Annotated in this window: 13 protein-coding genes; 9 read left to right on the top strand and 4 right to left on the bottom strand. The window is 37.2% G+C overall.

Annotated features, from left to right (window positions below; all coding sequences use genetic code 11):
* Positions 1 to 32 precede the first annotated feature (32 nt).
* The 4 genes from ptsG (at position 33) to ACWPWK_RS06170 (ending at position 3,701) form a co-directional block, all read left to right on the top strand.
* Complete coding sequence (gene ptsG, locus ACWPWK_RS06185; protein ID WP_109373109.1) at positions 33 to 1,478, top strand: PTS glucose transporter subunit IIBC; 1,446 nt, start codon at positions 33 to 35, stop codon at positions 1,476 to 1,478.
* Positions 1,479 to 1,636: 158 nt separating this feature from the next.
* On the top strand, positions 1,637 to 2,641 hold the full coding sequence (locus ACWPWK_RS06180) for a hypothetical protein (protein ID WP_109373110.1): 1,005 nt from the start codon (positions 1,637 to 1,639) through the stop codon (positions 2,639 to 2,641).
* 41 nt (positions 2,642 to 2,682) lie between these two features.
* Complete coding sequence (locus ACWPWK_RS06175; RefSeq protein ID WP_162558377.1) at positions 2,683 to 3,168, top strand: hypothetical protein; 486 nt, start codon at positions 2,683 to 2,685, stop codon at positions 3,166 to 3,168.
* An 89-nt stretch (positions 3,169 to 3,257) separates the two neighbouring features.
* The gene (locus tag ACWPWK_RS06170) at positions 3,258 to 3,701 is read left to right on the top strand and encodes a flavodoxin (RefSeq protein WP_109373141.1); all 444 of its coding nucleotides are present in this window, start codon (positions 3,258 to 3,260) and stop codon (positions 3,699 to 3,701) included.
* A 146-nt stretch (positions 3,702 to 3,847) separates the two neighbouring features.
* Here the strand turns inward: ACWPWK_RS06170 and ACWPWK_RS06165 are convergent, their stop codons facing one another.
* The 4 genes from ACWPWK_RS06165 to map form a co-directional block, all read right to left on the bottom strand.
* Positions 3,848 to 4,234 carry a DUF3461 family protein gene (locus ACWPWK_RS06165; protein WP_006535910.1) on the bottom strand — a complete coding sequence of 129 codons (387 nt, stop codon included), beginning with the start codon at positions 4,232 to 4,234 and terminating at the stop codon, positions 3,848 to 3,850.
* 70 nt (positions 4,235 to 4,304) lie between these two features.
* Positions 4,305 to 5,129, bottom strand: coding sequence for a 2,3,4,5-tetrahydropyridine-2,6-dicarboxylate N-succinyltransferase (gene dapD / locus ACWPWK_RS06160; RefSeq protein ID WP_109373112.1), 825 nt, complete (start codon positions 5,127 to 5,129; stop codon positions 4,305 to 4,307).
* Positions 5,130 to 5,163: 34 nt separating this feature from the next.
* Complete coding sequence (glnD, locus tag ACWPWK_RS06155; protein ID WP_109373113.1) at positions 5,164 to 7,809, bottom strand: bifunctional uridylyltransferase/uridylyl-removing protein GlnD; 2,646 nt, start codon at positions 7,807 to 7,809, stop codon at positions 5,164 to 5,166.
* 156 nt (positions 7,810 to 7,965) lie between these two features.
* Positions 7,966 to 8,763 (bottom strand): type I methionyl aminopeptidase, encoded by a 798-nt coding sequence (gene map / locus ACWPWK_RS06150; protein ID WP_109373114.1) that lies wholly within the window; start codon positions 8,761 to 8,763, stop codon positions 7,966 to 7,968.
* Between the two features lie 597 nt (positions 8,764 to 9,360).
* On the opposite strand from map, the gene rpsB reads away from it, so the two are divergent.
* The 5 genes from rpsB (at position 9,361) to ispC (ending at position 13,994) form a co-directional block, all read left to right on the top strand.
* Positions 9,361 to 10,086: a 30S ribosomal protein S2 gene (rpsB, locus tag ACWPWK_RS06145; RefSeq protein WP_023582712.1), complete on the top strand. Its 726-nt coding sequence runs from the start codon at positions 9,361 to 9,363 to the stop codon at positions 10,084 to 10,086.
* Between the two features lie 135 nt (positions 10,087 to 10,221).
* Complete coding sequence (gene tsf, locus ACWPWK_RS06140) at positions 10,222 to 11,073, top strand: translation elongation factor Ts (protein ID WP_109373115.1); 852 nt, start codon at positions 10,222 to 10,224, stop codon at positions 11,071 to 11,073.
* Positions 11,074 to 11,209: 136 nt separating this feature from the next.
* Positions 11,210 to 11,938: a UMP kinase gene (gene pyrH / locus ACWPWK_RS06135; protein WP_023582710.1), complete on the top strand. Its 729-nt coding sequence runs from the start codon at positions 11,210 to 11,212 to the stop codon at positions 11,936 to 11,938.
* A 112-nt stretch (positions 11,939 to 12,050) separates the two neighbouring features.
* Complete coding sequence (gene frr, locus ACWPWK_RS06130; RefSeq protein ID WP_109373116.1) at positions 12,051 to 12,608, top strand: ribosome recycling factor; 558 nt, start codon at positions 12,051 to 12,053, stop codon at positions 12,606 to 12,608.
* 192 nt (positions 12,609 to 12,800) lie between these two features.
* The gene (ispC, locus tag ACWPWK_RS06125) at positions 12,801 to 13,994 is read left to right on the top strand and encodes a 1-deoxy-D-xylulose-5-phosphate reductoisomerase (RefSeq protein ID WP_100158755.1); all 1,194 of its coding nucleotides are present in this window, start codon (positions 12,801 to 12,803) and stop codon (positions 13,992 to 13,994) included.
* Positions 13,995 to 14,009: the final 15 nt, after the last annotated feature.

The following is a 14,009-nucleotide window of genomic DNA, read 5'->3' as shown; positions in this document are numbered from 1 at the left end:
ATATAAAAACCCACATTCCGGGAGTCTGCTTGATGTTTAAAAACCTATTTGTTGTTTTACAAAAAATCGGAAAGTCCTTGATGTTACCGGTATCTGTACTACCTATTGCCGGTATTTTATTAGGGGTTGGTTCCGCTGATCTTTCATGGATCCCTTCTTCTGTTTCTCAAGTTATGGCAGAGGCTGGTGGTTCGGTTTTCTCTAATATGCCACTTATTTTTGCCATTGGTGTTGCGTTAGGTTTTACCAATAATGATGGGGTATCAGCACTGGCCTCTGTTGTAGCTTATGGCATTATGTCTAAAACTATGATTGTGGTTGCTCCTTGGGTTTTAGGTTTAACACCAGCAGAAATTGAGGCTCAGCACCTTACTGATACAGGAGTATTAGGGGGGATCATCGCTGGTATTATTGCCGCCTCTATGTTCAATCGTTTTTATCGCATCAAATTACCTGAGTATTTAGGCTTCTTTGCTGGTAAGCGTTTTGTTCCTATTATTTCAGGTTTAATCGCTATTTTTGTTGGGATTATCTTAGCCTTTATTTGGCCCCCTATTGGTACAGCAATTCAACGTTTTTCTGAATGGGCTGCGTATCAAAACCCTGCTGTTGCTTTTGGTATTTATGGTGTTGTAGAGCGTGCATTAGTACCATTTGGTTTACACCATATCTGGAACGTGCCGTTCCAAATGCAAGTGGGTGAATACGTAAATAGTGCAGGGCAAGTATTCCACGGTGATATTCCTCGCTATATGGCAGGTGATCCAACTGCGGGTATGTTGTCAGGTGGCTTTTTATTTAAGATGTTTGGTTTACCTGCTGCCGCGATTGCGATATGGCATTCAGCACGTCCAGAGAACCGTGTAAAAGTCGGTGGTATCATGATTTCTGCGGCATTAACTGCCTTCTTAACAGGGATCACAGAACCTATCGAATTCTCATTTATGTTTGTCGCTCCTATTCTTTATGTTATTCACGCTATTTTAGCTGGTTTAGCATTTGTTATTTGTATCGTGTTAGGTATGCGTGATGGGACAAGTTTCTCTCATGGTTTAATTGATTTTATCGTATTGAGTGGCAATAGCAGTAAACTGTATTTATTCCCAATTATTGGCATACTTTATGCGATAACTTATTACTCTATTTTCCGTTTCTTAATCGTGAAACTAAACCTGAAAACCCCAGGTCGAGAAGTAGAAGATAAAAATGCAAAACAAGCGGATAAAAGTGCTATGGGACAATCTTTAGTCGCTGCGTTTGGTGGCAAAGACAATATCAGTAGTTTAGATGCTTGTATTACTCGTTTACGTATTGGCGTTAAAGAGATTGAAAAAGTCGATCGTGATGAGTTGAAAAGACTAGGTGCTGCAGGTGTTGTGGTTGTTGGCTCGGGTATTCAAGCGATTTTTGGTCCTAAGTCAGATAATCTAAAAACTGAAATGGATGAATATATTCGGTCTTTGGATTCTGGTGAGTGATAAATAATAGCCTTTAATTAAAATAACACGCTTAAATTTATTATTGAGCGTGTTTTTTTATATCATAGCGCATATGAATTAAACTCTTTTTTGAAATTATTATCTGCTATTCAATAGTATTATGATTGTAATATTATAATTGAATGTGAGTAATAATAATGGAATTATATTTCAATAAGTTAGCAAATGTTTTACCTGTAAATGATAAAAGAGAAAATGTAGTATTTTTACTATCTGAAAAAATAGCTAATTGTTCAAACTCATTACCTAATGATAGTTTTTTTGTTTTAAAACATAAAAGTAATAACATTTATATTGATAAGAATTTTTTCACTGAAATAAAAAGTGAATTAACTAATTTAATTAATCAGTATATAAAAGATGCTCCTCATCATTTAGATAAAATTAATAAAGCTAATAATAAATGCGGTGGTGTTTTTTTAGATAGAGAAAATATTAATTGTCTTAAAGTTATAAACCTTAACTCATTAGATACTGTACAAAAATTTATTGATAATATAATTAGTGAAACAGGCTTCTCTTCTCTGAAAGATAAAATTCTTAATAAAGATAATAATCCAGCTATTAATTTATTTTTTGAGAAGGTTTTTTTGTGTGGATTTAAGAGAAAATCTATTAGTAAGTTAATTAAAGAGATAGAAAATAAAACAATAGAATTAAATCCTGGATGTAACCTACCTTTTATAGTAGATAAGAAAAAATATATATTTGTTAAGTTAGGTAATGTAGAAGCTGCTAATAATCAAGTTAAATTAGAAAATGAAGTTAAAATAAAAAATGAAGATGACAATAATATTGAAACTCATCTTAATAAAGTTAATAATCCATTGAATGAAGAAAATATTAAATCTGAGCTTACTAAATTTGAAATATCATTTAATTTTCTTAATAAAAATATTAATGAATTATATAATGTACTCAATAAATATCATAAATGTGTAAGTCTTAATAATGCTAATAATACCTTTAATTTTATTAAGAATGATGGTTTATTTGATAATTTTTATAAAAATTTCAATGAAAAAGATGATGGGGAATATATAGTAAAATGCTTGGGTACTTATAGGGAATTTAATGAAACACATAGATTGCTTGATGTTTTTTATCAAGATTATATTAATTTCTTTAGAGAAAAAAATTAGAAAAAATCGAGATTAATAAGTTATTAGAAATGACGAGAAAGGTGGAATCTAATACAGATTCCTTAGCGATTGAATTAAAGTCGCTGGAGTCTTTCTCCAATGCTTATAATGATTATGAAAAGAAAATAAAAAATAAAGTTTCCAATATAGCAATTAAAAATAGTTCTTGCAGTTCGATTAATGAAATTACAACAAAAACAAATGAGTGCTTATCATTATTAGATGAGTGTATAAAAAGAAAGGAAACAGGTTTTTTTTCTAAAGTATATAAATTCTTTTTTCCTAAAAGACATAATGAATCTGTGAGTTTATTAATTGATTATAAGAGTGAGGTTAATAAAATATCATCTTATCTTGAACTTTATAAAGAAGAAGTAAATAAATATTTTTCTATTAATGATATTATCTTAATAATTACATCAAAGTTATCTAAAATAACGTACCCTGAAAGTTTATTAGGCTATTTATATGGAGAAAAGAATAAGTGGAATAATTTTAAACAGTCTCTTTTTAAAAAGGATGAGTGAATTTATTCTCATTGAGAATGAATTGACAATATTATATGTTTGATGTTTAGTTGATGAATTATCAAACAATATTAAGTGGGCTAAATATTATGGCTAAAATCGGCATTTTTGTGGGTACAGTTTATGGTAATGCATTAGCAGTTGCTGAAGAGGCGCAGCGTATTTTACTTGAGCATAATCATCAAGCTAATGTTTATGAAGAAGGTACACTTGCAGATTGGGAAAAATATTCAACAGTACTTGTGATAACGTCAAGTACAGGGCAAGGTGATTTACCTGATACCATCGCACCTCTATTTCATGAACTACGTGATAATGTAGGATATCAGCCAAACCTAAGTTATGGCTTGATTGCCTTAGGTGATAGTAGCTATGACTATTTTTGTGGTGCCGGGATGCAATTTGATGAGTTGCTACAAGAGCACCAAGCAAAGCGTATTGGTGAAATATTAAAAATAGACGGTATGGATGTCGCAGAGCCAGAAGTATTTGCAATCGAGTGGCTTGAAAACTGGGTTAGCCTATTAAATTAAGTAGAAAATAATCTGATATTTAATTGGTTAATAAAATAATGAGCCATATTCTGTATTTTAAAACACCGCTTGTTTCTATTTTATACAGTAACTAAGCGGTGTTTTTCTATAAAACTGACATACATAACAACTAAAATGCCTTGTTATTAACGACGAGTCAGTTTTTCTAAATCAGCTTCGATTTCAGCAATTTTATTTGCTACAACGTGCTCAAGATGGCGCAAGTCGTCCAGAATTTTATGTTTTAAATCGACTTCTACTTGGTCTTGTTGGCAAATTTGATCTAATTCTTCAATAACATAACGTAAATTAGTATTGATTTCATTTACTTCTTTAAAACCTTGTCCTGATTGACCATCAGAAATTGTTTTACGTTGGCGTGGATATTTAAATTTTACGCTTTTTGCAAAGAATTCACCTTTATCTTTGCGAAAATAGATTTTTAAAATATCGTTGTTAGCTTCTTGGCGTAGAGTATAGCGGTCAATATCTTCAGGATGCGGGATCCCTAAATTTTTTAAATTATCGTACATATATTGGCACCTGATAGAAAGATGAGTGAAAGAATAGCGAACAGAATTAATTCTATCCGCTGTTCTTATATTAGTCGATAGTTCTTAACAATTCATTAATGCCTACTTTTCCACGCGTTTTAGCGTCAACTTTTTTCACAATTACGGCGCAGTAAAGGCTGTAACTTCCATCTTTAGACGGTAAATTACCAGAGACAACAACAGAGCCAGCAGGGACTCGACCGTAATGAACTTCACCCGTTTCTCTGTCATAAATTTTGGTACTTTGACCAATATAAACGCCCATTGAAATAACTGCGCCTTCTTCGACAATAACGCCTTCAACAATTTCAGAACGCGCGCCAATAAAGCAGTTATCTTCAATAATGGTTGGGTTTGCTTGTAGTGGCTCTAAAACACCACCAATGCCAACGCCACCAGAGAGATGAACATTTTTCCCGATTTGAGCACATGAACCTACGGTTGCCCATGTATCAACCATGCTACCTTCATCAACGTAAGCACCAATGTTGACGTAAGATGGCATTAGAACAGTGTTGCGAGCGATGTAAGCCCCTTGTCTAACTGCTGCGGGAGGAACAACACGAAAACCTTCTTTTTCAAAACGTGCTTGATCATAATCAGTAAATTTCATAGGTACTTTGTCAAAATAGCGACTTTCATTGCCATCTATCACTTGATTGTGATTAATACGAAAAGAGAGCAGAACCGCTTTTTTCAACCATTGATGAGTCACCCACTGACCGTCAATTTTTTCCGCGACACGCAGTTTCCCGCTGTCTAGCAGTGCAATAACGCTATTAATGGCATCACGAATATGAGGCTCAACGTTGTTTGGAGTGATATCAGCACGATGTTCGAAGGCGTTATCAATAATAGATTGTAATGCTTGCATTAATAGTATTTCCTATATGTATTGTCGTGGGTTCCTATATTTTATCCTTTGAAACTAGGGCTTTTGTCAACCTTTCTACGACTTCATCCTTCATTTTTTGGTTTAATGCCTTATTTTCGCTATCGGTTAATACGAAGAAATCCTCAACACGTTCGCCTATTGTGGTTATTCTGGCACCATGTAATGAAAGTGAAAGATCAGCAAACACTTTACCAATAATTGCTAATAATCCCGGACGATCTCGTGCAAATAGTTCCATATAAGTGCGCTTGTTATGATTCGAAGCGATAAAGTTAATTTTTGTCGGAACGTCAAAATGGCGTAATTTGGCGGGTAATGAGCGTGCTTTTGCATTGGCGTTATAAGGGGCAGATACAACTTGGATCAGAGCGTTGCGGATTGCATTATATCTATCAATTGCTAGAGGTTTACCATTAGGCTCTAACACAATAAAAGTATCCATAGCCATATTATCGCGGTTAGTAAAAATTTGAGCATTATGGATACTTAAATTACGTCTATCTAATTCACCTGCAACAGATGCAAAAAGGGAAGGCCTATCAGCACACCAAATAAAGATTTCAGTACCACCATGTTCAGTTTGTTGGCTGATTAGTACCATAGGTTCAGCGCTATTATGCTCAATTAATGCAAGTGCATGCCATGCAATTTGTTCTGGTGTATGCCGTAAAAAATAGTCGGCATGGCAACGTCCCCAAATTGCCTGCAATTTATCTTCATCAACCTGTTCCATTCGTAAAATAGTTAGTGCTTGCAAACGATGATGGCGAATACGTTCACGTAAATCGGGAATAGAGTGCATACCTTGGCGTAGCTGATTTTCTGTTGATAAAAAAAGTTCACGTAATAGGCTCTGTTTCCAGCTATTCCATAGGCTGCTATTGGTTGCGCAGATATCCGCAACTGTTAAGCACAAAAGATAACGTAATCGGCTTTCATTTTTTACTTCTGATGCAAACTGAAAAATAATGTCAGGATCTTGAATATCACGTCGCTGCGCTGTAACAGACATAAGTAAGTGATGACTAACAAGCCATTCAACTAATGCCGATTCTCTTTGATTTAAACCATGCTGCTGAGCAAAATGGGCAACATCTTGGGCTCCTAATACGGAGTGATCACCATGGCGACCTTTGGCAATATCATGAAAAAGTGCAGCTAAACGTAATAATTCAAGTTGAGGAAGTTTTGGATAAATATCAACACAAAGCGGATGTTGTTCGTGGTTTTCATAAGAATCAAAACTTTCAAGTTTTTGTAAAACACGAATTGTATGTTCATCAACGGTATAGGCATGGAATAAATCAAACTGCATCTGACCCACAATATTATTCCATTGAGGGAAATAAGCCGCTAATACACTGTGTTTATGCATGGGAACGAAAGCACCAGAAACTGCACGAGGATGGCGCAAGATCTGCATAAAAACTTGACGTGCGAGTGGGTACTCACATAACGGCTGAACTAGGTGCCGACGAGCGTAACGTAAATGGCGGAGTGTTGTTGAATAAATTCCGGTGATCTCTTTATGCTCAGCCATACGTAAAAAGAGGCGCATAATAGCGATAGGATCATCAAGGAAGCAACTGTCATCAACGACATCAATTAATGAGCCTCTTAGTTGAAATTCATTATCTAAAGGTCGCGGTTTTACATTAGGTTGCAGAGCAAGAATGGCTTCATCAAATAATTGAAGTAACATATCATTTAACTCACTGACACGACGAGTTACGCGATAATAATCCTTCATCATTTTTTCAACGGGCTGATTGCCTTCACCTTCATAATTTAAAAGTTGAGCAACATTGAGTTGTCTATCAAACAATAGACGATTGTCATAGCGAGAAAGCACAAGATGGAGAGCAAAGCGAATTTTCCATAGCGTGTATTGGCACTCTAATAGCTCTTGTCCTTCCGCTGGCGTTAAAAAACCAAAATTCACCATTTCAGATACTGAGGCAGCACCAAAATGGCGATGTGCTACCCAAATTAGAGTGTGGATATCGCGTAGTCCACCAGGGCTACTTTTGATATCAGGCTCTAGATTATAACTAGTGCTATGGTATCGTTGATGTCTCTGTTTTTGTTCTTCAACTTTTGCAGCAAAAAAATCAGGTGATGGCCAAAATCCTTGGCTAAAAATATGGTTAATTAATTGCTGATAAAGTGAATTATTCCCACAAATAAGACGTGCTTCTAGTAAGTTTGTTGCAACCGTTAAGTCTGAAAGACCTTCTAAAAGACATTCTTCCATTGTTCTAACACTGGCACCAATTTCAAGGCGTACATCCCACAGTAATGTAATGAGTTTGCTGACTTTATCTTCTGCTTCTGGTGATAAAGGTGTTTCACTTAAAAAGAGAAGGTCAATATCAGAAAGTGGATGTAATTCTTGTCTGCCATAACCACCGACCGCAATGATACTAAGGTCTGGATAATCGGATAATTGTGTATAGCGCCATAATTGTGTTAATAGTTGATCAATGAAATGGCTACGGGCTTGAAGTAATAAAGCGACATCAACATCATGGTGAAAAGCCTCTGTTAACCAAGACTGAAATTGTTCGATTGATTGCTTAAGCTCAGCACAATTTAGGGTATTTTCTGTCAGCAAAAAAGGGGAAGGGGGCGGTGTTTGAAATGCGTTTTTATGAGTCATTGTTCGTCTTCTTTCTCAATGTTTGCTTATGACATTAAGACTAATGTTAAAACGATAACCTGACTAGTAATTCTGCTGTTTCATAGCAAATAAAATAAAAAAAGCGACACATCTCGAAAAAATATGTCGCTTTTACATTTTTAGCTAAAAAGAAGCTTATTCGTTGACTAATACCGCAGAAATAAACGGTTCTTCTTCTTTGCGTAATGTCATGATTTCACAGCCATTATCGGTAACGACTAACGTATGTTCGTATTGTGCTGACCAACCTCTGTCTTTAGTTTTAACAGTCCAGCCATCTTTCATTGTACGAATACGGTAATCACCTGTGTTTACCATTGGCTCAATGGTGAATGCCATGCCTTTTTGTAGCACAACACCGCTATCATCTGCATCGTAGTGTAGAACTTGAGGTTCTTCATGGAATCCTTCACCAATACCATGACCACAATATTCGCGAACAACAGAATAGTCATGACTTTCAACAAATTTTTGAATTGCTTTGCCAAGTTCACGTAAGCGAATGCCTGGTTTAACCATTTTAATGGCAAGGTAGAGGCTTTCTTGGGTGATACGACATAAACGTTCACCTTGTATTGTTGGTTTACCTACGATAAACATTTTTGAAGTATCGCCATGAAAACCATCTTTAATGACAGTGACATCAATATTAACGATATCACCATCTTTAAGGATTTTCTCTTCGCTAGGAATACCGTGGCAAATAACATCGTTAACCGAAATACAGACTGATTTAGGGAAACCATGATAGTTAAGACAAGCAGGAATAGCCTGTTGTGCGTTAACAATATGTTCATGGCAAATACGGTCTAATTCAGCGGTGTTTACGCCAGGTTTTACGAACGGTGCGATAATTTCAAGAACTTCTGCCGCAAGACGACCTGCGACGCGCATTTTTTGAATATCTTCTTCTGTCTTGATTACAATAGCCATTTGAGTTCTTCGTCTAGATTAAAAGCCACAATACGAATTAGATAACACACTTTGTTGTATTCATATTTTGTATTGCAGGTTAAATGAATGATGATGAGAAATAATTCTGATTACCATTTATAATATCAGCAGAAAGTAGGCGTGCCAATAAAGAGGATATGTGCAATCTGTCTGATATCGAGAATAATGACGAACATTACGCCTTCTTAATCTGATTGTCTTTACATATTGCGCTTTTCTATTTTGTGTTTTTCTAGCAAATTGATATTAGAGCAATATTTCTCATCATTGCGTTAGTCTCGCTTTTTTCTTTGTTCAAATGATGTGTTTTTATGTCAAATAAGCCCGTGGTAAACGCAAGTAATAGTGGTTTCTTGAGGTTATTTATGGTATAAAGCGCGCCGGAGTTCTGTTATTGCATCACACTGTGAGTAATAGCCGTAAATCTGAAACATTCAATTGTGTTAATTACACACACAAATCGGCACATAACGCCGGGGTGCTCTTATGTAAAGGCCAAACCTTTACAGCTGATGAGTCGGTCGTATGGGATTTGTGGACGAAATAACCCCAAATTTAAATTTATAGAGGTCTAAAATGGCAACTGTTTCAATGCGCGATATGCTGCAAGCTGGTGTTCACTTCGGTCACCAAACTCGTTACTGGAATCCAAAAATGAAACCATTCATCTTTGGTGCGCGTAACAAAGTTCATATCATTAACTTGGAAAAAACTGTTCCAATGTTCAATGAAGCTCTGGTTGAACTGAACAAAATTGCTTCTCGTAAAGGCAAAATCCTGTTTGTTGGTACTAAGCGCTCTGCCGTTGAAGCTGTTAAAGAAGCAGCAGAAAGCTGTGACCAGTTTTATGTAAACCACCGCTGGTTAGGCGGTATGCTGACTAACTGGAAAACTGTTCGTCAGTCAATCAAACGCCTGAAAGATTTAGAATCACAATCTCAGGACGGTACTTTTGACAAACTGACCAAGAAAGAAGCGTTAATGCGTTCTCGTGAACTTGGTAAGTTAGAAAACAGCCTGGGTGGTATCAAAGACATGGGCGGTTTACCTGACGCTCTGTTTGTTATCGATGCTGAACACGAACACATTGCTATCAAAGAAGCAAACAACCTGGGTATTCCAGTATTTGCTATCGTTGATACTAACTCTGATCCAGATGGTATCGACTTCATTATCCCTGGTAATGACGATGCAATCCGTGCGGTTAAATTATATCTGACCGCTGCAGCTACAGCTGTTCGTGAAGGTCGTTCTCAAGATCTGGCTGTTCAGGCTGAAGAAGGCTTAGTCGAAGCTGAATAATAAGGCATGCTCGTAAGAGCCCTTATTTAACCAGGTATTGCTATATATTGGTTAGGGGGCCTCAATAGGCCCCCTTTACACATCTGCTATGAGAACATCTATGGCTAGTCCATAGAAAAGTCGAGGAAGAAACAAATGTCTGGAATTACCGCTGCATTGGTAAAAGAACTGCGTGAACGTACTGGCGCAGGCATGATGGAATGTAAAAAAGCGCTAGTTGAAGCTAATGGTGATATCGAATTAGCAATCGACAACATGCGTAAATCAGGTCAAGCTAAAGCTGCTAAAAAAGCAGGCCGTGTTGCTGCTGAAGGTATCATCCTTGCAGAAGTTGCTGCTGATGGTAAATTCGGTGCGCTGGTTGAGCTGAACTGTGAAACAGACTTCGTTGCTAAAGATGCTGGTTTCATCGCTTTCGGTAAAGAAGTTATGGCTGCTGTATTAGCAGACAAGACTGATGATATCGATGCTCTGAAAGCTAAATTCGAAGAAGCACGTACTGCATTAGTTGCTAAAATCGGTGAAAATATCAACATTCGTCGTGTTGCTGTATTAGAAGCTGACGAATTAGGTACTTACCTACACGGTGCTCGCATCGGTGTTTTAGTTTCAGCTAAAGGCGCTAACGAAGAACTGATCAAACACATTGCTATGCACGTTGCTGCAAGCAAACCAGAATATGTTCGTCCTGAAGATGTTCCTGCTGATGTTGTTGAACATGAGCACCAAATTCAGATGGATATTGCAATGCAATCAGGTAAACCACGCGAAATCGCAGAAAAAATGGTTATCGGTCGCATGAACAAATTCACCGGTGAGATTTCTCTGACTGGTCAGCATTTCGTAATGGATCCAAGCAAAACTGTTGGTGAACTGCTGAAAGAAAACAATGCTGATGTTATCAACTTCGTTCGTTTCGAAGTTGGTGAAGGTATTGAGAAAGTTGAAGCTGATTTCGCAGCTGAAGTTGCTGCAATGAGCAAATAATAACGCTTAGCGTTAACAGAACCGCCTAATGGCGGTTCTGTTTTGTTGTAATCTCCACTGGCTGTTTGCTTTTTTTTGTTAAAAAGAGAAGCTATCTAAAACCTCCAATTAACTAATCTGCTTAGGACAGAACACCATGGCTACCAATGCAAAACCTGTATATCAGCGAATTTTATTAAAGCTGAGTGGCGAAGCCCTGCAAGGCGCAGAAGGTTTCGGTATCGATGCGAGCGTACTTGATCGCATGGCTCAGGAAATCAAAGAACTCGTTGAATTAGGTATACAAGTCGGTGTCGTAATTGGCGGTGGTAACTTGTTCCGTGGCGCGGGTCTTGCTGCGGCAGGTATGAACCGTGTTGTGGGTGACCACATGGGAATGCTCGCGACAGTAATGAATGGTTTAGCAATGCGTGATTCATTGCACCGTGCTTATGTAAACGCACGCCTTATGTCTGCATTTCCACTGAATGGTGTCTGCGATAACTACAGTTGGGCAGAAGCAATTAGCTTATTACGCCACGGTCGAGTCGTTATTTTCTCGGCTGGTACAGGTAACCCATTCTTTACTACCGATTCAGCTGCGTGTTTACGCGGTATTGAAATTGAAGCTGACGTTGTATTAAAAGCAACGAAAGTGGACGGCGTTTATTCTGCCGATCCAACCAAAGATCCTGATGCAGTACTTTATGAAACACTGACTTATCAGGATGTATTAGAACGTGAATTGAAAGTCATGGATCTTGCTGCATTCACATTAGCCCGAGATCATAATTTACCTATCCGCGTATTCAATATGAATAAACCGGGTGCATTACGTCGGGTTGTAATGGGTGAAAGTGAAGGAACTTTGATTTCTCACGCTTAATACACAGAGACAACGGTATAATTTGGCGTTAACATCTAGAGTACGCCAATTTATTTATGTCGATATGATTTCATATCGACTGGAAGATAACCAGTTCCCAAGGGTTTATAACGTGATTAATGAAATCAAAAAAGATGCTCAAGAACGCATGGATAAAAGCGTTGAAGCACTAAAAAGCCAGATTAATAAAGTTCGTACTGGTCGTGCGTCTCCTAGCCTTTTAGATGGCATTGTAGTTGAATACTACGGAGCACCAACGCCATTAAACCAAGTTGCTAACGTTGTCGCAGAAGATGGCCGTACACTGGCAATCACTGTATTCGACCGTACTTTAGCACCAGCTGTTGAAAAAGCGATTATGGCATCAGATTTAGGTTTAAATCCTTCATCTGCTGGCACCATTATCCGTGTTCCACTGCCTCCGTTAACTGAAGAACGTCGTAAAGACTTAATCAAAGTTGTTCGTGGTGATGCAGAACAAGGTCGCGTTTCTGTTCGTAATATCCGTCGTGATGCTAACGATAAAATAAAAGCATTACTGAAAGATAAAGAAATCAGCGAAGATGATGAACGCCGTTCACAAGATGACATTCAGAAGTTAACTGACATGTTCATTAAAAAAATTGATGATGCATTAGCGCTGAAAGAAGCAGAGTTAATGGAATTCTAATTTTTATATCTTTTTTCGATAATGCCGCTCTTTAGCGGCATTATTTTTAATTATTTATTTGAAAATTCGTGCTTAATACCTTCTTTTGTCACATTATTTATTAAAGTTTTCATCTTTAATCCTCATTTACCTTGCCATACTGATATAATTCTCTTTAATTAAAACGTTGTAGACATACTGATTGATTAATAAATGAAACAAATAACTATATTAGGCTCAACAGGATCTATCGGAACTAGCACTCTTTCCGTAATTGAAAATAATCCTGATGAGTATCAGGTCCTTGCTCTAGCCGCAGGTAAAAATGCAGACAAGATGGCACAGCAGTGCCTTGCTTTCCAGCCTAAATACGCTGTGATGTCTGATGAAAAAAGTGCAAATCAACTTAAACAGTTACTCGCTAATACATCTTGTAAAACAGAAATTCTATCTGGCTCTCATGCGATCAATGAAATTGCAGCTCTTGATGAAGCTGATCAGGTCATGTCTGCTATAACTGGTGTTGCAGGATTAAAACCGACACTTGCAGCCATTGAAAAAGGCAAAAGAATTCTGTTAGCGAATAAAGAATCACTGATAACGAGTGGGCGTCTTTTCTTTGATGCGGTTGCTAAATATGGTGCGACAATTTTACCCATTGATAGCGAACATAATGCAATTTATCAAAGCTTACCTAAAGCAATTCAAGAAAACCTAGGTCATGCATCTTTAGCGAATGAAGGTGTGACAAGCATTTTGTTAACAGGCTCTGGTGGGCCATTTCGCTATACGCCATTAGAAGAGCTGGATGCAATGACGCCAGATCAAGCGTGTGCGCATCCAAATTGGTCTATGGGGCGTAAAATTTCGGTTGATTCTGCAACGATGATGAATAAAGGGCTTGAGTATATTGAAGCTCGTTACTTCTTTAATGCTTCTGAAGAAGAAATGGAAGTTATTATTCATCCACAATCTGTCATTCATTCAATGGTTCGCTATCGAGATGGCAGTATTATTGCTCAAATTGGTGAGCCCGATATGAGAACACCAATTGCGTACTCAATGGCTTATCCTCATCGTACTCAATCTGGTGCAAAAGCATTAGATTTCTTTGAGATTCAATCTCTAGAGTTTATTCGCCCAGATTATCAACGTTACCCTTGTTTAGCACTTGCTATTGAAGCGTCAAAACGTGGGCAAGCGGCAACAACAGTGTTAAATGCGGCTAATGAAGTGGTTGTTGATGCATTTTTACACGAAAAAGTGAAATTTACTGATATTGCTAAAATTAATCGCAAAGTTGTTGAACATTTTGACTTATCAGAGCCTCAAAGTATTAATGATGTCCTAGAAATTGATAAATTAGCAAGATTAGAAACTCATCAGATAATCACCCAATTTGTATAATGGTGATTATATTTA

This window comes from Proteus sp. Marseille-Q3619, from assembly GCF_965283115.1.
This window is presented reverse-complemented; position numbering and strand designations above follow the sequence as displayed.

What these genes read in the sequence shown, in the direction of transcription:
- ptsG (WP_109373109.1), top strand. Translation starts at nt 33, where the DNA reads ATGTTTAAAAACCTATTTGTTGTTTTACAAAAAATCGGAAAGTCCTTG.
- ACWPWK_RS06180 (WP_109373110.1), top strand. Translation starts at nt 1,637, where the DNA reads ATGGAATTATATTTCAATAAGTTAGCAAATGTTTTACCTGTAAATGAT.
- ACWPWK_RS06170 (WP_109373141.1), top strand. Translation starts at nt 3,258, where the DNA reads ATGGCTAAAATCGGCATTTTTGTGGGTACAGTTTATGGTAATGCATTA.
- ACWPWK_RS06165 (WP_006535910.1), bottom strand. Translation starts at nt 4,234, where the DNA reads ATGTACGATAATTTAAAAAATTTAGGGATCCCGCATCCTGAAGATATT.
- dapD (WP_109373112.1), bottom strand. Translation starts at nt 5,129, where the DNA reads ATGCAAGCATTACAATCTATTATTGATAACGCCTTCGAACATCGTGCT.
- glnD (WP_109373113.1), bottom strand. Translation starts at nt 7,809, where the DNA reads ATGACTCATAAAAACGCATTTCAAACACCGCCCCCTTCCCCTTTTTTG.
- map (WP_109373114.1), bottom strand. Translation starts at nt 8,763, where the DNA reads ATGGCTATTGTAATCAAGACAGAAGAAGATATTCAAAAAATGCGCGTC.
- rpsB (WP_023582712.1), top strand. Translation starts at nt 9,361, where the DNA reads ATGGCAACTGTTTCAATGCGCGATATGCTGCAAGCTGGTGTTCACTTC.
- tsf (WP_109373115.1), top strand. Translation starts at nt 10,222, where the DNA reads ATGTCTGGAATTACCGCTGCATTGGTAAAAGAACTGCGTGAACGTACT.
- pyrH (WP_023582710.1), top strand. Translation starts at nt 11,210, where the DNA reads ATGGCTACCAATGCAAAACCTGTATATCAGCGAATTTTATTAAAGCTG.
- ispC (WP_100158755.1), top strand. Translation starts at nt 12,801, where the DNA reads ATGAAACAAATAACTATATTAGGCTCAACAGGATCTATCGGAACTAGC.